This is a genomic window from Nissabacter sp. SGAir0207 (genome assembly GCF_005491205.1).
GTDB lineage: Bacteria > Pseudomonadota > Gammaproteobacteria > Enterobacterales > Enterobacteriaceae > Chimaeribacter.
Genome location: NZ_CP028035.1, coordinates 726,799 through 750,436 on the forward strand (window position 1 = coordinate 726,799; position 23,638 = coordinate 750,436).

At 63.4% G+C, this 23,638-nt stretch carries 15 protein-coding genes and 3 tRNA genes; 14 read left to right on the forward strand and 4 right to left on the reverse strand.

The features are described from left to right. Positions 1-269: 269 nt before the first annotated feature. The 12 genes from rppH to recD all read left to right on the forward strand — a co-directional run bounded on the left by rppH (position 270) and on the right by recD (position 18,862). Positions 270-797, forward strand: coding sequence for an RNA pyrophosphohydrolase (gene rppH, locus C1N62_RS03155; RefSeq protein ID WP_137762260.1), 528 nt, complete (start codon positions 270-272; stop codon positions 795-797). 12 nt (positions 798-809) lie between these two features. Then, positions 810-3,056 carry a phosphoenolpyruvate--protein phosphotransferase gene (gene ptsP, locus C1N62_RS03160; RefSeq protein WP_137762261.1) on the forward strand — a complete coding sequence of 749 codons (2,247 nt, stop codon included), beginning with the start codon at positions 810-812 and terminating at the stop codon, positions 3,054-3,056. A 149-nt stretch (positions 3,057-3,205) separates the two neighbouring features. Continuing rightward, positions 3,206-4,078, forward strand: a complete 873-nt coding sequence (gene lgt / locus C1N62_RS03165) for a prolipoprotein diacylglyceryl transferase (RefSeq protein ID WP_137762262.1) — start codon at positions 3,206-3,208, stop codon at positions 4,076-4,078. Between the two features lies 1 nt (position 4,079). After that, positions 4,080-4,874: a thymidylate synthase gene (gene thyA / locus C1N62_RS03170; RefSeq protein ID WP_137762263.1), complete on the forward strand. Its 795-nt coding sequence runs from the start codon at positions 4,080-4,082 to the stop codon at positions 4,872-4,874. 222 nt (positions 4,875-5,096) lie between these two features. Further along, positions 5,097-5,558 (forward strand): prepilin-type N-terminal cleavage/methylation domain-containing protein, encoded by a 462-nt coding sequence (locus tag C1N62_RS03175; RefSeq protein ID WP_168195798.1) that lies wholly within the window; start codon positions 5,097-5,099, stop codon positions 5,556-5,558. After that, complete coding sequence (locus C1N62_RS03180; RefSeq protein WP_137762265.1) at positions 5,549-6,112, forward strand: prepilin peptidase-dependent protein; 564 nt, start codon at positions 5,549-5,551, stop codon at positions 6,110-6,112. Before C1N62_RS03175 ends, C1N62_RS03180 begins: the two co-directional genes overlap by 10 nt. Next, entirely contained in the window at positions 6,109-6,552 is a 444-nt protein-coding gene (locus C1N62_RS03185; protein WP_137762266.1) for a YgdB family protein, read from the forward strand. The genes C1N62_RS03180 and C1N62_RS03185 overlap by 4 nt, the downstream gene beginning before the upstream one ends. Beyond that, entirely contained in the window at positions 6,549-6,878 is a 330-nt protein-coding gene (locus C1N62_RS03190) for a prepilin-type N-terminal cleavage/methylation domain-containing protein (RefSeq protein ID WP_137762267.1), read from the forward strand. Before C1N62_RS03185 ends, C1N62_RS03190 begins: the two co-directional genes overlap by 4 nt. Positions 6,879-6,975: 97 nt before the next feature. Continuing rightward, positions 6,976-10,353, forward strand: a complete 3,378-nt coding sequence (gene recC / locus C1N62_RS03195; protein ID WP_137762268.1) for an exodeoxyribonuclease V subunit gamma — start codon at positions 6,976-6,978, stop codon at positions 10,351-10,353. Between the two features lie 222 nt (positions 10,354-10,575). Further along, positions 10,576-13,470, forward strand: coding sequence for a pitrilysin (gene ptrA / locus C1N62_RS03200; RefSeq protein ID WP_137762269.1), 2,895 nt, complete (start codon positions 10,576-10,578; stop codon positions 13,468-13,470). Beyond that, complete coding sequence (gene recB, locus C1N62_RS03205) at positions 13,467-17,024, forward strand: exodeoxyribonuclease V subunit beta (protein WP_137762270.1); 3,558 nt, start codon at positions 13,467-13,469, stop codon at positions 17,022-17,024. Before ptrA ends, recB begins: the two co-directional genes overlap by 4 nt. Beyond that, complete coding sequence (gene recD / locus C1N62_RS03210) at positions 17,021-18,862, forward strand: exodeoxyribonuclease V subunit alpha (RefSeq protein ID WP_137762271.1); 1,842 nt, start codon at positions 17,021-17,023, stop codon at positions 18,860-18,862. The genes recB and recD overlap by 4 nt, the downstream gene beginning before the upstream one ends. 44 nt (positions 18,863-18,906) lie before the next feature. On the opposite strand, the gene argA is transcribed toward recD, so the two are convergent. Continuing rightward, a complete protein-coding gene (argA, locus tag C1N62_RS03215; protein WP_137762272.1) occupies positions 18,907-20,232 on the reverse strand; it encodes an amino-acid N-acetyltransferase in 1,326 nt (441 codons plus the stop codon). Positions 20,233-20,484: 252 nt separating this feature from the next. Between argA and amiC the strand changes: the two genes are divergently transcribed. Beyond that, positions 20,485-21,744, forward strand: coding sequence for an N-acetylmuramoyl-L-alanine amidase AmiC (gene amiC, locus C1N62_RS03220; protein WP_137762273.1), 1,260 nt, complete (start codon positions 20,485-20,487; stop codon positions 21,742-21,744). A 107-nt stretch (positions 21,745-21,851) separates the two neighbouring features. Here the strand turns inward: amiC and C1N62_RS03225 are convergent. From C1N62_RS03225 to C1N62_RS03235, 3 genes are all read right to left on the reverse strand, one after another. Beyond that, a tRNA-Met gene (locus C1N62_RS03225) sits at positions 21,852-21,928 on the reverse strand. A 64-nt stretch (positions 21,929-21,992) separates the two neighbouring features. Next, positions 21,993-22,069 (reverse strand) — tRNA-Met (locus C1N62_RS03230). Positions 22,070-22,133: 64 nt separating this feature from the next. Then, positions 22,134-22,210 (reverse strand) — tRNA-Met (locus tag C1N62_RS03235). Between the two features lie 211 nt (positions 22,211-22,421). Between C1N62_RS03235 and mltA the strand changes: the two genes are divergently transcribed. Next, positions 22,422-23,594, forward strand: a complete 1,173-nt coding sequence (gene mltA, locus C1N62_RS03240) for a murein transglycosylase A (protein ID WP_137762274.1) — start codon at positions 22,422-22,424, stop codon at positions 23,592-23,594. The last annotated feature ends 44 nt before the right edge of the window (positions 23,595-23,638 follow it).

The following is a 23,638-nucleotide window of genomic DNA, read 5'->3' on the forward strand; positions in this document are numbered from 1 at the left end:
TTAAATAGGAATATGCCGATGGGCTCTAAGGGGGTTTTTATCCACTGCCTGCCCCTATTTTACCCGGATTGCCACTTCTGCACAAAGATATCCACAGAAAAAGTGAATAAAATGGCCCCCCGATCTGGGTATATGTTTATAACTTGGCAGCAAGCTGTGGGTTAACTCAATGTTATTCCGTGCGGCGGGCCGTGAAGCAGTGGTTTACCGCCTGTTGGGAGTGTGAAACAATCAAGACATATGCATTTACGCTTATTTGAGGTAGTCCGGTGATCGATGATGATGGCTACCGCCCGAATGTTGGTATCGTAATCTGTAATCGGCAGGGGCAGGTATTATGGGCCCGTCGTTACGGTCAGCACTCCTGGCAGTTTCCCCAGGGGGGAATCAACCCCGGTGAGACCGCCGAGCAGGCGATGTACCGTGAACTGTTTGAAGAAGTGGGACTGAACCGCAAGGATGTCCGCATCCTGGCCTCAACCCGCAACTGGTTGCGCTATAAATTGCCAAAACGTTTGGTGCGTTGGGACACAAAGCCGGTATGTATCGGCCAAAAGCAAAAATGGTTTCTCTTGCAGCTCATGTGCGACGATGCGGATATCAATATGCAGCGCAGCAGCACGCCGGAGTTTGACGGCTGGCGCTGGGTCAGCTTCTGGTATCCGGTGCGCCAGGTCGTCTCCTTTAAACGTGACGTCTACCGGCGCGTGATGAAAGAGTTTTCCACTACCGTGATGCCGATGCAGGAGCTCAGCCCGCCTCGCTCACCCCCCGCTTACCGTCGTAAAAGAGGTTAAGTCACGCAGATTATGCTCACGCGTTTGCGAGAAATTGTTGAGAAGGTCGCCGCAGCCACCAGCCTGAACGAGGCGCTGGATCTGCTGGTGAATGAGACCTGCCAGGCGATGAGCACGGAGGTCTGCTCCATCTATCTGGCAGACAACGATCGCCGCTGCTTCTACCTGATGGCCACGCGCGGCCTGAAAAAGCCGCGCGGCCGCCAGGTGGCGCTGGCCTTTGACGAAGGGATCGTCGGGCTGGTCGGCCGGCTGGCCGAACCCATCAACCTCGCTGACGCCCACAGCCACCCCAGTTTCAAATATATTCCGCAGGTCAAAGAGGAGCGCTTCCGCTCCTTCCTTGGCGTGCCGATCATCCATCGCCGCCAACTGCTCGGCGTGCTGGTGGTGCAGCAGCGCGAACACCGCCAGTTTGACGAGAGCGAAGAGTCCTTTATGGTCACGCTGGCGACGCAGGTGGCAGGCTTCCTGACGCAGGCGCAGCTCAATGTGCTGTTTGGCCGCTTCCGCCAGACGCGCGTCAAGGCGCTGCCCGCCTCGCCGGGCGTGGCCATCGGCACCGGCTGGCAGGACAGTTCGCAGCCGTCGCTGGATCTGGTCTACATGGCCTCGTCACTCGACAGCACCCGCGAGCGCGAACGCCTGACGCGCGCGCTGGAGGAGGCGGGCGCCGAGTTCCGCCGCTTCAGCAAGCGCTTCACCGCCAGCGCGCAGAAAGAGAGCGCGGCGATCTTTGACCTCTACTCCCACCTGCTCAACGACGCCCGCCTGAAGCGCGAGCTTTACTTTGAGGTGGATGGCGGCTCGGTGGCGGAGTGGGCGGTGAAAAAGGTGGTGGAACACTTCGCCGCCCAGTTCGCCAGTTTGCAGGACGCCTACATGCGCGAGCGTGCCGGTGACCTGCGCGCTCTCGGCCAGCGGCTGCTGTTCCACCTTGATGACAGCGTGCAGGGCGACGTCGAGTGGCCAGCGCGTTTCGTGCTGGTGGCCGACGAGCTGACCGCCACCCTGCTGGCCGAACTGCCTGCCGATCGCCTCGCTGGCGTGGTGGTGCGCGACGGCGCGGCCAACTCGCACGCGGCCATTCTGGTGCGGGCGATGGGCGTGCCGACGATAATGGGCGCGGACATCCAGCCCTCGCTGCTCAACCAGCGGCTGCTGATTGTCGATGGCTACCGCGGCGAGCTGCTGATCGACCCGGAACCGGTGCTGGTGCAGGAGTACCAACGGCTGATCAGCGAGGAGCAGGAGCTGAGCCAGCGCGCCGAGGATGACGTGGAGCAACCGGCGCAATTGCAGAGCGGCGAGCGCATCCACACCCTGTTGAACGCTGGTCTGAGCGCCGACCACGAAAAATTGTTCGGCAGCCGGGTGGATGGCATCGGCCTCTACCGCACCGAGATCCCCTTCATGCTCCAGGGCGGCTTCCCCTCCGAGGAGGAGCAGGTGGCGCAGTACCAAGGGATGTTGCAGATCTTCCCACAGCGGCCAGTGACGCTGCGCACGCTGGACATCGGCGCGGATAAGCAACTGCCCTACATGCCGATCAGCGAGGAGAACCCCTGCCTTGGCTGGCGCGGCATCCGCGTCACCCTCGACCAGCCGGAGATCTTTTTAATTCAGGTGCGGGCGATGCTGCGCGCCAACGCCGCCACCGGCAACCTTGGCATCCTGCTGCCAATGGTCACCAGCCTTGAGGAGCTGGATGAGGCGAAGCGCCTGATTGAGCGCGCCGGGCGCGAGGTGCAGGAGGTGCTCGGCTACGCCCTGCCGCCGGTGCGCCTTGGCGTGATGATTGAGGTGCCAGCGATGGTGTTCCTGATCCCGCATCTGGCGGGGCGGGTGGATTTTGTCTCGGTGGGCACCAACGACCTGACGCAGTACCTGCTGGCGGTGGATCGCAACAACACGCGGGTGGCGGCGCTGTATGACAACCTGCACCCCTCAATGCTGCGGGTGCTGAAGATGATTGCCGACCAGAGCCACGCCGCCGGGCTGGATCTGAGCCTGTGTGGCGAGATGGCCGGCGACCCGATGGGTGCGCTGCTGCTGGTCGGGCTGGGCTACCGCCACCTCAGCATGAACGGGCGCAGCATCGCCCGCATCAAGTACCTGTTGCGCCGCATCGACCTGTGTGACGCCGAGGCGCTGGCAGCGCGCGCGCTGACGGCGGCGCAGACCAGCGACGTGCGCCACAGCGTCTCGGCGTTCATGGAGCGGCGCGGGCTGGGCGGCCTGATCCGCGGCGGCAAGTAGCGCCACGCCCCCGTCTGCCGGGCCTGCCGGCAGACGCCTTTCTTTACAGATAATTTATCCCGCCGCGCCCGGCGTGCTTTTCGCCTATGCTATGATTCGCAACCTGCCGACCCCCCCGGGGTAAAACACTAGACAATTTGTGGTGATGGATGAGTAACAGCTATCTGGCGTTTCCGAACTTCGACCCGGTCATTTTTTCCATAGGCCCGGTTTCCCTCCACTGGTACGGCATGATGTACCTGGTGGGCTTTATTTTTGCCATGTGGCTGGCGGTGCGTCGCGCCAACAAGCCCGGCAGCGGCTGGACCAAGGAGGAGGTGGAGAACCTGCTCTATTTCGGCTTCCTCGGCGTGTTCGTCGGTGGCCGTGTCGGCTATGTGCTGTTCTACAACCTGCCGCTGTTCCTGGATAACCCGCTCTACCTGTTCCGTGTCTGGGATGGCGGCATGTCATTCCACGGCGGCCTGCTGGGCGTGATCTGCGTGATGCTGCTGTTCGCCCGCCGCACCAAACGCACCTTCTTCCAGGTGTCGGACTTTATCGCGCCGCTGATCCCGTTTGGGCTGGGCGCGGGCCGTCTGGGCAACTTCATCAATGGCGAACTGTGGGGCCGCGTCACCACCAGCACGCCGTGGGCGATGCTGTTCCCCGGCTCGCGCAGCGAGGATGTGGCGCTGGCCGCCGCCGACCCGTCGCTGCAACCGCTGCTGGCGCAGTACGGCGTACTGCCGCGCCACCCGTCGCAGCTGTATGAACTGTTGCTGGAGGGGGTGGTGCTGTTTATCATCCTCAACCTGTTTATCCGCAAACCGCGCCCGATGGGCAGCGTCTCTGGCCTGTTTTTGATTGGCTATGGCGCGTTCCGCATCGTGGTTGAGCACTTCCGCCAGCCGGATGCGCAACTCGGCCTGTTTGACGGCATAATTAGCATGGGACAGATCCTCTCAATTCCGATGATCGTCGCGGGTGTGATTATGATGATTTGGGCGTACCGCCGCCCCCAAAAAAGTGTCGTGAGGTAAAATGAAACAGTATCTGGATTTAATGCATAAAGTGCTGCATGAGGGCACCCCGAAAGCCGACCGTACCGGCACTGGCACGCTGTCGATCTTCGGCCATCAGATGCGTTTCAACCTGCAAGAGGGTTTCCCGCTGGTGACCACCAAGCGTTGCCACCTGCGCTCCATCATCCATGAGCTGCTGTGGTTCCTGAACGGTGACACCAACACCGCCTACCTGCGTGAGAACAATGTCACCATCTGGGATGAGTGGGCCGATGAGAACGGCGATCTGGGGCCGGTCTACGGCAAGCAGTGGCGCGCGTGGGGTGCGGCCGATGGCCGTGAAATTGACCAGCTGGCCAAGGTGGTGGAGCAGCTCAAGCGTGACCCGGATTCGCGCCGCATCATCGTCTCCGCCTGGAACGTCGGCGAGCTGGAGAGCATGGCGCTGGCACCGTGCCACGCCTTCTTCCAGTTCTATGTGGCGGATGGCAAACTCTCCTGCCAACTCTACCAGCGCTCCTGTGACGTGTTCCTCGGCCTGCCGTTCAACATCGCCAGCTATGCGCTGCTGGTGCACATGATGGCGCAGCAGTGCGATCTGGAAGTGGGCGATTTCGTCTGGACTGGCGGCGACACCCACCTCTACAGCAACCATCTGGAGCAGGCACGCCTGCAACTGACGCGTGAGCCGCGCCCGATGCCGAAGCTGGTGATTAAACGCAAACCGGCCTCGCTGTTCGACTACCGCTTTGAGGATTTCGAGATCGAGGGCTACGACCCGCACCCGGCCATCAAGGCACCGGTCGCCATCTAACCCATCGCTCTGCTGTATCAAACCGAAGCCAAGGCTTCGGTTTTTTTATGCCTGTCGCCCGGCGAACGGCCGCAGTTTTGCGCGCGCGCTTCCAGAAAAATGACGGAAACGGAAAACGCCGCCGCCGCGCTGGAAAGCACGCCGCAGGGTTGGCATCTGGCGCGCCAGCGGGGTGCAAGGCCGCGTAGAGTGGCTGGCATGAAAAACCAGAACGAGCAGGGCATGAGCTTACTTGAAATGCTGGTGGTGATGGCACTGGTTGCCATCCTGACCGCTGGCGGCATCCAGTCATGGCAGGGCGTGCGTGAGGCGCAACGGCTGCGCCAAGGCGCGCTGGCGCTCCAGACCTTTCTGGGGCGGGTGCAGGCACAGGCCAATGCCGCCAATGACACCCGTTTGCTGTGGGTGGAGGAGGGCGCGCGCGGGTGTGTCACCACGCAGCCCCCACCGCCAGCGGGCTGCGGCACGGCATCCGCGGCCCTCTACCCGGCGGCGCGCTACGGCGTTACCGTGCAGGCGTTCAGCGGCAATGGCATGGGCTTCTATGGCCTGCGCAATACCGCGCAGCCGGGGCATATCACGCTCCGCAACGGCGCGGGGCATATCCGGGTGGTGCTGTCGGGGCAGGGGCGGTTGCGGCTATGCAGCGAGGATAACCTCAGCGGGGTGCCGCCATGCCGTTGAATCAGGCACAGGGCTTTACCCTGCCGGAGGTGCTGCTGGCGATGGCGATAGGCAGCGTGGTGATGCTGGCCGCCGCATCTGGCTACCCGCCGATCTACCTGCAAGGCCAGCGGCTGGGGCAGCGCGTCTGGCTGGAGCAGGCCCTGTATCAGGCCGCGAACCGGCTGGAGAAAGACCTGCGCCGCGCCGGTTTCTGCGCGGGCGAACAGTGTGGCACTCAGGCCATTCTGTTGGGCGCTGCACCCGGCGAGGCGGCTGGCTCCTGTGTGCAGGCTGCCTATGACCTCAACCGCAATGGGCGCTGGGAGCACAGTGGGCCAGAGGCGGAAATTTTTGGCTATCGCCTGTCAGCGGGCGCACTGGAGACGCGGCGCGGGGAGGGCTGTCACGGCGCGGGCTGGGAGCGGTTGCTCGATCCGGCGGAAGTCACCGTGACTCAATTCCAGCTGGCGCGGCAGGGCGAGTTTTACCGGCTGACGCTGGCGGCGCAGGGGGCGCGTACGCCAGCGGTACACCGCCAGATCGAACGTCTGATGCGGGGGAGGGCGCGATGAGCGCGGTGAAACAGCGCGGCAATGCGCTGCTGCTCACCCTGCTGGGCATGATGGCGCTGGGACTGGCAGGGTTGCAGGCGCTGCACGGCCAGCTCGACGAAGCGGTGCGCATGACCGGGGATACCCGGCGCACGCTGCTGGCATGGAATCAGGCCGCTTCCGCGCTGGCGTGGGGCACCACCCAGCGCTGGCCCGAACCGCCACCCGGCCGCTGGCAGTGCCGCACATCTGACGCAGGGCGCAGTTGCCTGAAGGCCAGCACCCAGTTGGGGGGATACCTGCTGCGCGGGCAGGGGCAGGTGGATGCGCGGACGCCGCTCTACCTCTACCAGTTGGTCACGCGCGACGGGGAGGGGCAGGTGCAACAGCTGGCTGGCGGCTGGCTCGACTTCTGCCCGGAGAGAGAGCGCCGCGACTGTGATGTACAGGAGGTGCCATGAGAGGCCAGCAAGGATTTACGCTGGTGGAGATGCTGGTCGCCGCCCTGCTGTTCGCGGTGTCGTTGCTGGGGCTGCTGCGCTACCAGCAGGCGCTGGCCGCCGGGTTTGAGCGGCAGCGGCAGGCGCAACAGGCGTGGCAACTGGCCGGAGAGCGGCTGGAGGCTGCCGCCCTGTCGGCCACGGCTGAGGTGCCTTTGGCGCCGCCAGCGGGCTGGACGCTGGCCGTGACGGCCTCCCCGGCGGCCACGCCTGCCTGCCATTGGGCGAAAGTGGTGGTGGTCACACCGATGCATTATCAGGTATCGCTGAGCCGCCTGTTGTGCTAAAAACCCGCCGCGTGCTGTTGATTTACACCGACGTCAGGTTACAGTGGGGCTGCGGCGCACGCCGTCTGCTATACCCGTTATTCACTTCAGAGGCACCATGTTCACCGTCTACCACTCCAACCATCTGGATTTGCTAAAAAAATTGATTGCCGCACTGATTGAGGGGCAACCGCTTGCCGATCCCTTTGAGCAGGAGGTGATCCTGGTGCAAAGCCCCGGCATGGCGCAGTGGCTGCAAATGCAGCTGGCGGAGGAGTTTGGCATCGCGGCGAATATCCACTTCCCGCTGCCCGCCACCTTTATCTGGGAGATGTTCACCCGCGTCCTGCCGGGCATCCCGAAAGAGAGCGCCTTCAGCAAAGATGCGATGACCTGGAAGCTGATGTGGTTGCTGCCGCAGATGTTGCCGCAGCCGGAGTTCACGGCGCTGCGCCACTACCTGACTGATGACGGCGACAAACGCAAAATCCACCAGCTTGCGGCGCGGGTGGCGGATCTGTTCGACCAATATCTGGTCTACCGACCGACCTGGCTCGAAGGATGGCAGCGCGGTGAGCTGCAACCGGATTTGGGCGAGGCGCAGCAGTGGCAATCGGTGCTGTGGAAGCGGCTGTGTGAATACACCGAATCGCTGAACCAGCCGACGTGGCACCGCGCCAACCTCTACCAGCGCTTTATCTCCACCCTGCACCAGAGCGCGGAGTGCCCGCCGGGGTTGCCGAAGCGGGTCTTTATCTGCGGCATCTCGGCACTGCCGCCGGTCTACCTACAGGCGTTGCAGGCGCTCGGCCAGCACATCGACATCCACCTGATGTTCACCAACCCCTGCCGCTACTACTGGGGCGACATCCAGAACTACGCCTTCCTGGCGAAGTTGCAGAGCCGCAAGCGCCGTGACTATCTGGCGCGCGCGGAGGTCGATCTGTTCCGTGACCCGGAGCAGGCACCGCAACTGTTCAATCAGGAGGGCGAGCAGGCGCTGACCAACCCGTTGCTGGCCTCCTGGGGCAAGCTGGGGCGCGATCATATGTATTTGCTGTCGCAGGTGGATGAGATCCAAGAGGTGCAGGCATTTGTTGAGCTGGAGGATGATAGCCTGCTCCATGCGGTGCAGCGCGACATGCTGGAGCTGGATGACCGGGCGGTGCTCGGCATGACGCCGGAGACGCTGGCCAGCAGCGCTGGCAAGCGGCTGCTTGACCCGCAGGATCGCTCCATCTGCATCCACGCCTGCCACAGCCCGCAGCGCGAGGTGGAGGTGCTGCACGACAAATTGCTGACGATGATGGCCGAAGACCCGTCACTGACGCCGCGCGACATCATCGTGATGGTGGCGGACATCGACAGCTACGCGCCCTATATTCAGGCGGTGTTCGGCAACGCGCCGCCAGAGCGCTACCTGCCGTTCGCCATCTCTGACCGCAAGGCCAGTCAGGCCCACCCGGCGTTGCAGGCCTTCCTCTCGCTGCTGGAGATGCCGCAGAGCCGCTTCACCGCCGAGCAGGTGCTGGCGCTGCTGGAGGTGCCCGCGCTGGCCAGCCGCTTCTCCATCCATGAAGATGGGTTGCGGCTGCTGCGCCTGTGGGTCAGCGAGTCTGGCATCCGCTGGGGGCTGGATGATGATGCCATCCGCCAGTTGGCGCTGCCGCCGACCGGCCAGCACACCTGGCGCTTTGGCCTGACGCGCATGTTGCTGGGCTATGCGATGGAGAGCGAGGCAGGCCACTGGCAGGGCGTGCTGCCCTATGACGAAACCACCGGGCTGGCGGCGGAGCTGGCTGGCCACCTGGCCGAACTGTTGATGCAGTTGACGCGCTGGCGCAGCCTGCTGGCTGAGTCCCGCCCACTGGCCGACTGGCTGCCGCTCTGCCGGCAGATGCTCGATACCTTCTTCACCAAGGACGTGGAGACGGAGGGGGTACTGACGGTGATTGAGGAGCAGTGGCAGAAGGCGATCAACTTTGGCCTCTCGGCGCAGTACCCGGACGCGGTGCCGCTGACCATCCTGCGGGATGACCTGGCGGCGCGCCTCGATCAGGAGCGCATCAGCCAGCGCTTTTTGGCGGGGCCGATCAACTTCTGTACCCTGATGCCGATGCGCTCGATCCCGTTTAAAGTGGTCTGCCTGCTCGGCATGAATGATGGCGTCTACCCGCGCACCCTGCCACCGCTCGGCTTTGACCTGATGGCGCATCAGGTGAAGAAGGGCGACCGCAGCCGCCGCGACGATGACCGCTACCTGTTTTTGGAGGCGATGCTCTCCGCGCAGCAGCGGCTCTACATCAGCTTTATCGGCCGCTCTATTCAGGACAACAGCGAGCGCTACGCCTCGGTGCTGGTGACGGAACTGATGGAGTATATCGGCCAAAGCTTTGTGCTGCCGGATGACCTGGATCGTGAGGCGGATGAGAGCGAGCGGCGCGTGCGCGAGCATCTGGTGTGCTGGCATGCGCGAATGCCATTCAATGCCGAAAATTTTGTACCGGGCCATGAGCACCAGAGCTATGCCAAAGAGTGGCTGCCCGCTGCCAGCGCCCTCGGCGAGCCACACCCGGACTTCAACCAGCCGCTGGATCCGCAGCCGCTGGAGGAGATCACGCTGGACAACCTGATGCGCTTCTATCGCCATCCGGTACGCGCCTTCTTCCAGATGCGGCTGGGGGTCAACTTCATCCTTGAAGAGACCGAGCTGCCGGATGAGGAGCCGTTCGTGTTGGACAGCCTCAACCGCTACAAATTCAACAGCCAGTTGCTGAATACGCTGATCGAAGAGCAGGATGTCTCGGCGCTCTACGATCGCGTGAAAGCCTCTGGCGCGCTGCCCTACGGCGCGTTTGGCGAGATCTACTGGCAGACGCAATCTGAGGAGATGGGCGCGCTGGCAGAGCGGGTGCGTGGCCTGCGTGGCGAGTCGCACAGCGAGGAGGTCGCCCTGCAAATCGGTGGCGCGTGGGTGACTGGCTGGATCCATCAGGTGCAGGCTGACGGCTTGCTGCGCTGGCGTCCGGCGCAGCTGAACGCGGTGGATGGCATATTGCTGTGGATTGAGCATTTGGCGTATTGTGCATCGGGGGGCGAGGGGGCCAGCCGCAGCTATGGCCGCAAGGAGAGCGAGTGGCACTTCCCGCCGCTGCCGGCCGACGAGGCGGCGCAGCTGCTGGGGCAACTGATTGAGGGTTACCGCCAAGGGATGCGCGAGCCGCTGCTATTGCTGAACAAGAGCGGCTGGGCCTGGCTCAACCAGTGTTATGATTCCCAGACCGGTGAGATCAAGCGCGACGATGAGACGCAGGGCAAGGCGCGCGGCAAGCTGTTGCAGGCGTGGCTGGGCGACCCGCGGATGCCCGGCGAAAGCGAGGATCCCTACCTGCAACGTGTCATCCGCCAACTGGATGAGGATGACATTATCCAGATTCAGCGTCAGGCAGAGCGCTTCTTGCTGCCCCTGATGCGCCATCATCAACCCGATGCCTGAAGGCAGCCGGATAACCCCATGAAAGGACGCTGGCGCACTCCATCGCTATACGATGGATGCAGAAAATGCGAGAGTGCGCCGATTGGCGAAACTTTCGCCGCATAACCGGGTCTGACCCCATCGGGCCAGCCCGGCCTGACATTCGCAGCGTGCACGCAGAGTGGCCAGGCCAATTTGACGTTTACACCAGCGGTATATTTACGAAGTGATGGGAGAGTGGGAATGCGAAAACAGCTTACCTGTATTTCCAGGTTACTGTTGTTAGTGGTTTTTGTTTTGCCTTTCAGTGTATTTGCTCAGGGATGGCAGCCACTGGCGGAAACAATCAACAAGAGTGAACACGATCCCCGTCACTATCAGGCGGTGAAATTGGACAACGGGATGACCGTGCTGCTGGTCTCGGATGCGCAAGCGCCGAAGTCACTGGCGGCGCTGGCGTTGCCGGTCGGCTCGCTGGAGGATCCCGACAGCCAGCTGGGGCTGGCGCACTACCTTGAGCACATGGTGCTGATGGGGTCGAAAAAGTACCCGGAGCCGGAGAACCTGGCGGAGTTCCTCAAAAAGCATGGGGGCAGCCACAACGCCAGCACCGCCTCCTACCGCACCGCCTTCTATTTGGAGGTGGAGAATGAGGCACTGGCACCGGCGGTGGATCGGCTGGCGGATGCCATCGCCGCGCCGCTGCTCGATCCGGTCAATGCCGATCGCGAGCGCCATGCGGTAAATGCCGAGCTGACGATGGCACGCTCCCGCGACGGGATGCGCATGGCGCAGGTGCGGGCCGAGACCCTCAACCCGGCGCACCCCAGCGCGCGCTTCTCCGGTGGCAACCTCGATACCCTGAAGGACAAACCGGGTAGCGTGCTGCACGATGAGCTGACCGCCTTCTATCACCGCTACTACTCCGCCAACCTGATGGTGGGGGTGATCTACAGCAACCAGCCGCTGCCGGCGCTGGGGCAACTGGCGGCGGAGACCTTCGGGCGCATCGCCAACCATGATGCAACGGTGCCAGCCATCACCGCACCGACCCTGACGGCCGCGCAGAAGGGCATCATGATCCACGTGGTGCCCGCCCAGCCACGCAAACAGCTCAAGCTGGAGTTCGCGATTGACAATAACAGTCAGGCGTTCCGCAGCAAAATCGACACCTACATCAGCTACCTGATTGGCAACCGCAGCCCCGGCACCCTCTCTGACTGGTTGCAGAAGCAGGGGCTGGCAGACGCCATCAACGCCGGGGCCGATCCGCTGGTGGATCGCAACCAAGGCGTGTTTGCCATCTCGGTCTCGCTGACGGACAAGGGGCTGGCGCAGAAGGATGAGGTGATCGCCGCCATCTTCAACTACCTCGCGCTGCTGCGCCGCGACGGCATCAGCCAGAGCTATTTCGATGAGATTGGCCATGTGCTGAACCTCGATTTCCGCTACCCGGCCATCACCCGCGACATGAACTACATCGAATGGCTGGTGGACACCCTGCTGCGGGTGCCGGTCAACCATGCGCTGGATGCGCCCTATCTGGCTGACCGCTATGATCCGCAAGCCATCAGCCAGCGGCTGGACCAATTGACGCCGCAAAACGCCCGCGTCTGGGTGGTCAGCCCGGATCAGCCACACAACCGTACCGCCTACTTTGTGGACGCACCCTATCAGGTCGAGCCGATCGCCCCGGCACAGTATGCGCGCTGGCAACAGTTGGGCAGCCAGATCGCCCTGACCCTGCCAGCGCTCAACCCCTACATCCCGGATGACCTGTCGCTGATCAAGGCTGACCCGCAGGCTACGCGCCCGCAGCTGGTGGTAGATGAGCCGGGGCTGCGCGCGCTCTACATGCCGAGCCGCTACTTCGGCGATGAGCCGCGTGCTGACATCACCTTTGCCTTCCGCAACCCGACGGCGCTCGACTCCGCCCGCCATCAGGTGATGTATGCGCTCACTGACTATCTGGCGGGCCTCTCTCTGGATCAGTTGAGCTATCAGGCCTCGATTGGCGGCATCAGCTTCTCCACCTCGCCGGACAACGGGCTGGTGTTCAACGCCAATGGCTACACCCAGCGCCTGCCGCAGTTGCTGACCTCGCTGGTGGAGGGCTACTCCAGCTTTACGCCAACCGACGAGCAGCTGGCGCAGGCGAAGTCTTGGTATCGCGAAAAGCTGGACTCCGCCGAACGTGGCAAGGCGTTTGAACAGGCGATCATGCCGGTGCAGATGCTGTCACGCATCCCCTACAGCGAACGGGCCGCGCGGCGCGCGATGCTGGATGGCATCACGGTGCAGGATATTGTTGCCTACCGCGACAGCCTGCTGCATCTGGCCGCCCCTGAGGTGATGGTGGTCGGCAACATGACGCCGGAGCAGGTGCAGGCGCTGGCGCGCTCGCTGAAGACCCAGCTCGGCTGCACCGGCAAGGCGTGGTGGCACGGCAAGGAGGTGGTGATCGAGAAGCAACAGCTCGCCCTCCTGCAACAGAACAGCACGGGCAGCGACTCGGCGCTGGCCGCGGTGTTTGTGCCGCCGGGCTATGACGAGGTGAAAAGCATGGCCTACAGCGCGCTGCTGGGGCAGATTATCCAGCCTTGGTTCTACAGCCAGCTGCGCACCCAGGAGCAACTGGGCTATGCGGTGTTCGCCTTCCCCATCTCTGTGGGCAAACAGTGGGGGATGGGCTTCCTGTTGCAGAGCAGCAACCAGTCGCCGGCCTACCTCTATACCCGTTATCTCGATTTCTTTACCCAGGCCGATAAGCGTCTGGCCAGCATGAGCAATGAGGATTTTATGCAGTACCGTCAAGGGATGATCAATGAGCTGACCCAGCGCCCACAGACCCTGAGTGAGGAGGCCGGCCGGTTCAGCAATGACTTCAGCCGTGGCAATTTCGCCTTCGATACCCGTGACAAGGTATTGAAAGTGCTGGGCAGTCTGACGCGCGAACAGCTTCATACCTACTATCGGCAAGCGGTCATGGCCCCTGAGGGGCTGGCGCTGCTGTCGCAGTTGCAGGGCAGTGGCACCGAGCCGGGGAAAGCTGGCTTTGCCGCGCCGCAGGGCTGGACGCGCTATGAGAACGTCACCGGCCTGCAGGCTACCCTGCCGCAAAAGGTGAACGGGCAATGAGTACGGCCATCCCGCTGCCGCTTGATCCCCTGACACTGCCGCTCTCTGGGGAGCGGCTGATTGAGGCGTCAGCCGGTACCGGCAAAACCTTTACCATCGGCATCCTCTATTTGCGCCTGCTGCTCGGGCTGGGCGGCGCGGCGGCCTTCCCCCGGCCGCTGACGGTGGAGGAGATTCTGGTGGTGACCTTTACCGAGGCCGCCACCGAAGAGCTGCGTGGGCGTATCCGTGAGAATATCCACGCGCTGCGGCTGGCCTGTGTGCGCGGCAACAGCAGTGATGGCATGTTGCAGTCGCTGATGGCGGAGATGACCGATCTGGCCGACGCCGCCGCGCTGCTGCTGGCAGCCGAGCGCCAGATGGATGAGGCCGCCATCTACACCATCCACGGTTTCTGCCAGCGGATGCTGACCCATAATGCCTTCGAGTCCGGCATCCTGTTCGAGCAGACGCTGGTGCAGGATGAGACGCCGCTGCGCCGTCAGGCTTGCGCTGACTTCTGGCGTCGCCACTGCTACCCGCTGCCGATTGCAGTGGCGCGGCCGGTGGGGCAGATGTGGAGCGGGCCGGAGGAGCTGTTGCGCGACCTGACGCCCTACTTGCAGGGCGAGGCCCCGGCGCTGCGCTACCCGCCAGCCGAAGGCGAGACCCTGCTGATCCGCCATGCGCGCATCGTCGAGCGCATCACCGAGGTGAAACAGGGCTGGGCCGCGTCGGCGGCGGAACTGGGCACGCTGATCGGTGACTCTGGCGTGGACAAGCGCAGCTACAGCAGCCGTTACCTGCCGCAGTGGCTGGAGGCCGTCGGTGCCTGGAGCCAGCTGGAGACACTGGACTACCAGTTGCCGAAGGAGCTGGAGAGGTTCAGCCAGGCGACGTTGCTGGAGAAGACCAAAAAGGGCGAGCCACCGCGCCACCCGGTGTTTGAGCTGATTGAAAGGCTCTATGCCGAGCCGCTGTCGCTGCGTGATGTGGTGATGGCGCAGGCAATCAAGGAGATCCGCCAGTCGGTGCAGCAGGAGAAACGCCAGCGCGCCGAAATGGGCTTTGACGACCTGCTGAGTCGGCTGGATGAGGCGCTGCAATCGGCAGGCGGCGAGGCGCTGGCCGAGGCAATCCGTACCCGCTACCCGGTGGCGATGATCGATGAGTTCCAGGATACCGATCCCCAGCAGTACCGCATTTTCCGCGCCATCTACGGGCAGCAACCCCAGTGCGGGCTGCTGCTGATCGGTGACCCAAAGCAGGCGATCTACGCCTTCCGGGGCGCGGACATCTTCACCTATATGCGCGCCAGAGCCGAAGTGAATGCTCACTATACGCTTGGCACCAACTGGCGCTCCGCCCACCCGATGGTGACCGCGGTCAACCGCTTGTTCCAGTTATCGGATAACCCCTTCATCTTTGCGCAGATTCCCTTTAGCCCGGTGCAGGCCGCCGGGCGCAACCGCGATCTGGCCTTTGAGGTGGAGGGCGCGGTACAGCCAGCGCTGCACTTCTGGCTTCAGGCGGGCGAGGGGATTGGCGTCAGTGACTACCAGCAGTTGATGGCGCGCCAGTGCGCTGGCCAGATCAGCGACTGGCTCTCCGCCGGGCAGCGTGATGCCGCCTGGCTGGTGAGCGGGGGCGAGCGCCGCGCGGTGCGCGCCTCGGACATCACGGTGCTGGTGCGTAACCGCAATGAGGCGGCGCTGGTGCGCGAGGCGCTCGGCGCGCTCGGCATCCCATCGGTCTACCTCTCCAACCGCGACAGTGTTTTTGACACCCCGGAGGCGCGCGACCTGCTCTGGCTGTTGCAGGCGGTGCTGGCGCCGGAGCAGGAGCGCGCACTGCGCAGCGCACTGGCCGCCGGCATTATGGGACTCGACGCCCGCACACTGGCGGCGCTGAGCGAGAGCGAAACGGAGTGGGATGCGCTGGTACTGGAGTTTGACGGCTACCGCGAACACTGGGAGCGGCGTGGTGTGCTGCCGATGCTGCGCGAGCTGATGCGCAAGCGCCATCTGGCGGAAAACCTGCTGGTGAGCGAGGAGGGCGAGCGCCGCCTGACCGACTTCCTGCACTTGGGTGAGCTGTTGCAGGAGGCTTCGGCGCAACTGGAGAGCGAGTACGCGCTGGTGCGCTGGCTGGCGCAGCAGATCGCCCAGCCAGAGAGTCAGGCGGAGAACCAGCAACTGCGGCTGGAGAGCGATCGCCATCTGGTGCAGATCGTCACCATCCACAAATCCAAAGGGCTGGAGTACCCGCTGGTGTGGCTGCCCTTTATTGCCCACTTCCGCCCGCAGCAGCAGGCGCTCTACCACGATCGCCAGACCTTTGCGGCGCTGCTCGACTTACGCGCCGAGGAGGAGAGTCAGGCGCTGGCGGAAGAGGAGCGGCTGGCAGAGGATCTGCGCCTGCTCTACGTGGCGCTGACCCGCTCGGTCTACCACTGTAGCATCGGCATGGCCCCGCTGATTCAGGGCAACCGCAAAAAGCAGGGCGAAACCGACCTGCACCGCAGCGCGCTCGGCTACCTGATCCAGCAGGGCCAGCCCTGTGACGCCGCCGAGCTGGCGACGCGGCTGGCAGCGCTGGAGGGCGAGGGCATCGCCCTGACGCAGGTGGCCGAGCCAGCTCCGCAGCCGTGGGAGGCACCGGGCAACCCGGCGCTCACGCTGGCTGCCCGCGACTTCAGCCGCCGCGTCAGCGACAACTGGCGCGTCACCAGCTACTCCGGCCTGCAACAGCACGGCAGTGCGTTGGCGGAGGCGCTGTTGCCACGTCTGGACATTGACGCCGCTGGCGAAAACCCCGCCGAACCGGCTCCGGGCATGACGCCGCACGCCTTCCCGAAGGGCGCGTCGCCCGGCACCTTCCTGCATAGCCTGTTTGAGGAGATGGAGTTCAGCCAGACGCCGCAGAGCGACTGGCTGGCGGAGAAACTGGTGGCACACGGCTTTGGCGCGGAGTGGGGCGAAGTGCTGGCCCCGTGGCTGGAGCAGGTGCTACAGGCGCCGCTTGGGCCGCCGGGGCTGTCGTTGCGGCAGCTGACACCGGCGATGCGTCAGGCCGAGTTGCAGTTCTACATCCCGATCCGTGGCCTGCTGCACGCCGCCGATCTGGACGCGCTGGTCAAACGGCATGACCTGCTCTCTGCCCGCTGCCCGCCCCTCGATTTCCGGCAGGTGCAGGGGATGCTGAAAGGCTTTATCGATTTGGTGTTCCGCTGGGAGGGTAAATTCTACCTGCTGGACTACAAATCCAACTGGCTGGGCGACAGTGCCGCGGCCTACACCCAACCGGCGATGGAGCAGGCGATGGCGGAGCACCGCTACGACCTGCAATACCAGCTCTACAGTCTGGCGCTGCACCGCTATTTGCGCCACCGTCTGGCTGACTATGACATTGACCGCCACTTTGGCGGGGTGATTTATCTCTTTTTGCGCGGCATTGACCGGCAGCACCCGGATAACGGCCTGTTCCGCTGTCGGCCATCGGGAGCATTCATCGAGCAGATGGACGCCCTGTTTGAGGGCCACGCGCTTAACATGGAGGCGGAGACACGCCCATGATGACCTTACTGGAACGCGCGCTGCTGGGCGGCGCATTGAGGCCGCTGGATGTGCAATTTGCCCGTTTTCTGGCGGATGAGCGCGAGCCAGCGCTGATGCTGGCGGCGGCCTGTGTCAGCGCCGAGGCGGGCAGCGGCCACGTCTGCTTGCCGCTGACCCACCTGAGCGCCGCGGCGCTGTTTGATGGTCGCCACCCGGAGCTGGCCGGTGCCATGGGTGAGCGCATCGGTAACCCAGACCACGGACAGTGGCGCGAATGGCTGCTGGCGTGGCCAGCGGTGAGTGACGGCTCCCGCCCGACGCCGCTGGTGCTGCATGAAGATCGGCTCTACCTGCAACGGATGTGGCAGTGCGAGGCGCAGGTGGCGAGCTTTATCGCCAGCGACTGCGACCAGCCGGCGGATACGCAGGCGCTCGCCGCCATCCTGGATGCGCTGTTTGGCGCGGGCGGCGCGGAGCCGGACTGGCAGAAGGTGGCGGCCGCCGTGGCCATCACCCGGCGCATCTCCATCATCTCTGGCGGCCCCGGCACCGGCAAAACCACCACCGTCGCCAAGCTATTGGCGGCGCTGGTGCAGCTGTCTGGCGGCAAGCCACTGCGCATCCAGCTGGCCGCGCCGACCGGCAAGGCGGCGGCGCGCCTGACCGAGTCGCTGGGCAAGGCCAGCCGCGAACTCAATCTGTCGGTCGCCATCCCGCAGGAGGCATCGACGCTGCACCGCCTGCTTGGCGCGCAGCCCAACAGCCAGCGGATGCGCCATCATGCCGCCAACCCATTGCACCTCGACGTGCTGGTGGTGGATGAGGCGTCGATGGTGGATCTGCCAATGATGGCGCGGCTGATTGCGGCCCTGCCGCCACACGCCAGGGTGATCTTCTTAGGGGATCGCGACCAGCTGGCGTCCGTGGAGGCCGGGGCAGTGCTGGGCGATCTCTGTCGCTTCGCCGAGCAGGGTTACAGTGCGTCCCGCGCTGGCCAGCTCAGCGAGTTGACCGGCTGTGCGCTTGAGGGGGCCGACCACCCGAGCCACGCCTCCGTCCGTGACAGCCTCTGCCTGCTGCGCAAAAGCTACCGCTTCGATGCCCGCTCCGGCATTGGCCGGCTGGCGAGCGCGGTGAATGCCGGGCAGGCCCCGCAGGCGCTGAAGGCGCTGGAGGGGAGCCATGAGGATGTGCGCGGCTACCCGCTGGGCAGCGCCGAGGAGTACCAGCACCTGCTGGCGGTGTGTATGGAGGAGTACCAGCCCTACCTGAAACAGGTGAACGCAGGCGGGGATGCCGCCGAGATTTTGGCACTGTTCAACCGCTTCCGCGTGCTGTGCGCCCTGCGCGAGGGGCCATTTGGCGTCAGTGGGTTGAATGAACGGATTGAGCAGGCGCTGAGCCGACAAGGGGTGATCCGCCGTGCGCCGGGCGCGGCCGGACGCTGGTATGCAGGCCGACCAGTGATGATCAGCCGCAATGACAGTGCGCTGGGGTTGTTCAACGGCGATATTGGCATCACGCTGCGGGACGCGCGCCACGAGCTGCGCGTCTATTTCCAGTTGCCCAACGGCGAGATCAAATCGGTGCAGCCCAGCCGCCTGCCAGCCCACGAGACCGCCTACGCGATGACGGTGCACAAGTCGCAAGGGTCGGAGTTCGACCACACCCTGCTGGTGCTGCCCAACCAGTGGCTGCCAGTGCTGACGCGTGAGCTGGTCTACACCGCCATTACCCGCGCCAAACGGCAGCTTTCGCTCTATACCAGCCAGAAGGTGTTGGCGAGCGCCATCAGCACTCCCACCCAGCGCCGCAGCGGGCTGGGTGATCGGCTGATGCAGCCCCTCGCGTCATAGATCTGGCTTAAACGCACACCGGCGCCTGAGGCGCCGGTGTGGCATTAGAGGTCGGCCAACAGGATCTTGGAACGCCGCTGGTAGTTGTAGAGCGCCAGTTTCTCGGTGGGCAGTACGTCCACCTCCGCTGGCTGGAAGCCGCGCTCCTGGAACCAGTGGATGCTGCGGGTGGTCAGCACAAACAGCTTCTCCAGCCCCATCTGGCGCGCCTGACTGGCGATGCGCTGCAATAGCAACTCGCCACGCGAGGAGCTACGGTACTCCGGGTGCACCGCCACGCAGGCCATCTCGCCAATCTTCTCTTGTGGGAAGGGGTAGAGCGCGGCGCAGGCGATGGTCAGGTTGTCACGCTCGATGATGGTGAACTTGTCGATCTCCATCTCCAGCTGCTCACGCGAGCGGCGCACCAGAATGCCCTGCTGCTCCAGCGGGCGGATCAGTTCGAGGATGCCGCCGATGTCATTGATAGTGGCGCGGCGGATCTGCTCGGCGCTCTCCATCACGATCTGGGTGCCGATGCCGTCCCGTGAGAACAGCTCCTGCACCAGCGCGCCATCCTCCTGATAGCTGATCAGGTGGCTGCGGCGCACGCCGCTGCGGCAGGCTTTCACGGCCCCACGCAGGAAACGCACGGTGTCGGAGTGGTAGTCGCCGCTGCCCTCTAACGTCTCAATCCGCTGTTGGGCATCATTCGGGAACAGTTCAGAGATGATGTTGCCCTCGCCATCCGTCACGCCCTGCTCAGCGCAGAAGCCAATCATCTTCTCCGCCTTCAGTTTAATCGCCAGCTGCGTCGCCACCTCTTCAGAGGTGAGGTTGAAGCTCTCCCCGGTCACTGACACCGCCACCGGCCCCAGCAGCACAATCGCGCCGCTGTCGAGCTGGCGATGGATCGCCTCCTCATCAATGCGGCGGATACGGCCGCTGTGGCAGTAATCCACGCCATCATCTACCCCCAGCGGCTGGGCGATGATGAAGTTGCCGCTCACCACGTTGATGTGCGCGCCCTGCAACGGGGTGTTGTTCAGGCTCATGGAGAGGCGGGCGGTGATGTCCAGTTGCAGCAGGCCGGCCGCCTGCTTCACCCACTCCAGGGTTCTGGCGTCGGTTACCCGCGTATGCTTATGGTAGACCGGCTCGCACTGGTGCTGGGCCAGGTTGGCGTCAATCTGCGGCCGCGCGCCATAGACCACCACCAGCCGGATCCCCAGACTATGCAGCAGGCCGATGTCATTGACGATATTGGCAAAGTTCTCATGCTCAATGGCTTCGCCGCCCAGCATTATCACAAAGGTCTTGCCCCGGTGGGCATTGATATAGGGAACTGAGTGACGGAATCCTTGAACCAGCTCTGTACTACGTTCCTTCACGGCCTCGCCTCTTTGAATTTTTATTCGTAATTTTTGTATTTTTATTCTTTTACAGCGGAAATGGCAAGCGCGAATTGGCGCAGGATTGGTCAGGGAGGGGAAAAAATATGGCGGATTCACAAAGCGTAACGCTCTTTTTGCCCGCCGGGGGGCGTAAGGGGTGACAGGAAGGGACTGATTCGTTAAAGTTTTTGCGGCTTTTTCCTATTTTGGCGGTGCGCTTTCATCGCCCTTACCTTTTTCCGGAGTCGCATGACCGATCAACCCACCAATCTGGCGCGCCGTCGCCTGATGCAGGCCGCCACCGCGACCTGGTTGTTGAGTGTCAGCCGGGTCGGTTTTGCTGCCGCATCGCATGTTATCGCCGTCCGGGTCTGGCCCTCGTCCACTTACACCCGCGTGACACTGGAGTCCAACACGCCGCTCAAGTACCGGCAGTTTGCCCTCAGTCACCCGGAGCGGGTGGTGATCGACATTGAGGGCGTCCACCTCAACAGCGTGCTGGAGGGCATCGGCAAGCAGGTGCGCAGCAACGATCCCTACCTGAAGCGGGCGCGCGTCGGCCAGTTCGACCCCAATACCGTGCGCGTGGTGCTGGAGTTGAAGCGCAACAGCAGCCCGCGCCTGTTTACCCTCAGCCCGGTCTCCAGCTTTAAAAACCGGCTGGTGGTCGATCTCTATCCGGCCAACGGCCATGCCGCCGGGGGGGAGGCGGCGGATCCGCTGCTGTCGCTGTTGCAGGACTACAATCAGGGCGACCTGGAGCGCACTCTGCCAGCGAAGAGCCAGGCGAGCGGCCATGCCGGGCATGACCGGCCCATCATCATCATGCTCGATCCCGGCCACGGCGGCGAGGATCCGGGGGCCATCGGTAAGTACAAAACGCGTGAGAAGGACATTGTGCTGCTGATTGCGCGGCGGCTGAAACGGCTGATTGACCGCGAGCCGCATATGCGCGCCTACATGACGCGCAGTGAGGATGTGTTCATCCCGCTGCGGGTGAGGGTGGCAAAAGCGCGCAAACAGCGGGCCGACCTGTTCGTCTCGATCCATGCCGATGCCTTTACCAACCGGGCGGCGCGCGGCTCCTCGGTGTTTGCGCTCTCCACCAAGGGGGCGACCAGCGCGGCGGCGCGCTATCTGGCGCAGACGCAAAATGAGTCCGATGAGATTGGCGGCGTCAGCCGCAGCGGCGACAAGTACCTCGATCACACCATGTTTGATCTGGTGCAGACCGCCACCATCAATGACAGCCTGAAATTCGGCAAAGAGGTGCTGGGGCGGATGGGCAAGGTCAACCACCTGCACAAGAGCAAGGTCGATCAGGCGGGCTTTGCGGTGCTGAAGGCACCAGACATTCCGTCGATTCTGGTGGAGACGGCCTTTATCAGCAATGTGCAGGAGGAGCGCAAGCTGAAAACCAGCCGCTTCCAGCAACAGGTGGCGGAGTCCATTTTGGCCGGCATTAAGGCCTACTTTGCCAAGGGCGGGCTGGCGGCACGGCGCGGATAGTCAGCGGACGTCGATGGGCAGGGAGGCCCGTCGATATGCAAAAGGGGAGGGGGAAAAATGGGCGGAGGCCAGAAACAAAAAAACACCCGGAAGGGTGTCATTTAAGTTGGTTGCGGGGGCCGGATTCGAACCGACGACCTTCGGGTTATGAGCCCGACGAGCTACCAGGCTGCTCCACCCCGCGTCCGTCTTACTGCTTTAGGGTACTGCTATTTTTACCTTCAATCACTGCTGGTACAGCGTTGAAGTGGTTGCGGGGGCCGGATTCGAACCGACGACCTTCGGGTTATGAGCCCGACGAGCTACCAGGCTGCTCCACCCCGCGTCCGTCTTACTTCTCACTTTTACATCGTACCATCTTATGGCTGGCGCTTGCCAGTGCATCAGATTGGTTGCGGGGGCCGGATTTGAACCGACGACCTTCGGGTTATGAGCCCGACGAGCTACCAGGCTGCTCCACCCCGCGTCCGATGTGGAGCGCACTATACCCGGCATGAGATTTGTTGCAAGTGGTTTTTACAAATAACTGGCCGGGCGGGGGTTTTTTAAACAAATTGGGCCGGATTGGGTGGATTTTCGCTCGAAAGGCCCGTTTCCTTTTTTTAGAGCGGAGAATTCCTTTCTTTAGGCCCGTTTGTTATCGTGCGCAGAAGGAAATTCGGCAAAGAGTGCAGGCAATGAGAGGAATGTTCAAATATATCGTCAGTGGATTGGTGGTGGCCGTGCTGGCTGGCTGTTCATCCAAGCCCACCGATCGCGGCCAGCAGTATAAGGATGGGCATCTCAAGCAGCCGTTGGAGCTGGTGAATGAGCCAAATGCCAAGGGAAAACCGGTCAATGCGAAGGATTATTCTGACCAGTTGCTGGAGATCCGCTACGCCTCGCCGGGCCTGTTCGATCGCAACAGCGCCACCTACCAGAATGTGCAGCAGTGGATCCGCGATGGCGCCGACACCCGCGCCCTGAGCCAGTATGGCCTGAATGCCTACCAGATGGAGGGGGTGGATAACTTCGGCAACGTGCAGTTCACCGGATACTATACGCCGGTGGTGCAGGCGCGCTACACGCCGCAGGGCGAGTTCCGTTACCCGCTCTACCGGATGCCGCCGAAGGGCAAGCGCCGCCTGCCGGATCGCGCCGCCATTTACTCCGGCGCGCTGGATGAGCGTTATGTGGTGGCCTACACCAACTCGCTGATGGACAACTTCATGATGGAAGTGCAGGGCAGCGGCTACGTGGATTATGGCGATGGCCGCCCGCTGATGTTCTTCGGCTATGCCGGTAAGAATGGCCACGCCTATCGCAGCATTGGCAAGGTGCTGATTGATCGCGGCGAGGTGGCGCGCGAAGATATGTCGATGCAGGCAATCCGCAAGTGGGCCGACAGCCACTCCGAGGCCGAGGTGCGCGAGCTGCTGGAGCAGAACCCCTCCTTTGTCTTCTTCAAGCCGGAGATGTTCGCACCGGTGAAGGGCGCGAGCGCCGTGCCGCTGATCGCCAAGGCGTCGGTGGCCTCTGACCGCTCGCTGATCCCCGCTGGCACCACGCTGCTGGCCGAAGTGCCAGAGCTGGACAACGAGGGCAAGTTCACCGGAAAATACCACATGCGGCTGATGGTGGCGCTGGATGTGGGCGGGGCCATCAAGGGCCAGCACTTTGACATCTACCAAGGCATTGGGCCGGACGCCGGTCACGCCGCGGGCTACTACAACCACTATGGCCGGGTCTGGGTGCTGAAATCCAAACAGAGCGGCGGCCCGCTGTTTACCGCCTACCAGAGCCAAGGCAAGCCCGGCTTGCAGACCTCCAGCCCACAGGGCGGGAGCTTCCTGGTCAATAACCAGCAATAACTGCCTGCCGGCTTCGCACCAAGCGGCCTGCGGGCCGCTTTTTT

Excerpts from the sequence above, each read along its gene's own strand:
- ptsP (WP_137762261.1), top strand. The coding sequence starts at position 810 with ATGCTCACGCGTTTGCGAGAAATTGTTGAGAAGGTCGCCGCAGCCACC.
- C1N62_RS03180 (WP_137762265.1), top strand. The coding sequence starts at position 5,549 with ATGCCGTTGAATCAGGCACAGGGCTTTACCCTGCCGGAGGTGCTGCTG.
- ptrA (WP_137762269.1), top strand. The coding sequence starts at position 10,576 with ATGCGAAAACAGCTTACCTGTATTTCCAGGTTACTGTTGTTAGTGGTT.
- recC (WP_137762268.1), top strand. The coding sequence starts at position 6,976 with ATGTTCACCGTCTACCACTCCAACCATCTGGATTTGCTAAAAAAATTG.
- thyA (WP_137762263.1), top strand. The coding sequence starts at position 4,080 with ATGAAACAGTATCTGGATTTAATGCATAAAGTGCTGCATGAGGGCACC.
- amiC (WP_137762273.1), top strand. The coding sequence starts at position 20,485 with ATGACCGATCAACCCACCAATCTGGCGCGCCGTCGCCTGATGCAGGCC.
- C1N62_RS03175 (WP_168195798.1), top strand. The coding sequence starts at position 5,097 with ATGAGCTTACTTGAAATGCTGGTGGTGATGGCACTGGTTGCCATCCTG.
- C1N62_RS03190 (WP_137762267.1), top strand. The coding sequence starts at position 6,549 with ATGAGAGGCCAGCAAGGATTTACGCTGGTGGAGATGCTGGTCGCCGCC.
- recD (WP_137762271.1), top strand. The coding sequence starts at position 17,021 with ATGATGACCTTACTGGAACGCGCGCTGCTGGGCGGCGCATTGAGGCCG.
- lgt (WP_137762262.1), top strand. The coding sequence starts at position 3,206 with ATGAGTAACAGCTATCTGGCGTTTCCGAACTTCGACCCGGTCATTTTT.
- C1N62_RS03185 (WP_137762266.1), top strand. The coding sequence starts at position 6,109 with ATGAGCGCGGTGAAACAGCGCGGCAATGCGCTGCTGCTCACCCTGCTG.
- mltA (WP_137762274.1), top strand. The coding sequence starts at position 22,422 with ATGAGAGGAATGTTCAAATATATCGTCAGTGGATTGGTGGTGGCCGTG.
- recB (WP_137762270.1), top strand. The coding sequence starts at position 13,467 with ATGAGTACGGCCATCCCGCTGCCGCTTGATCCCCTGACACTGCCGCTC.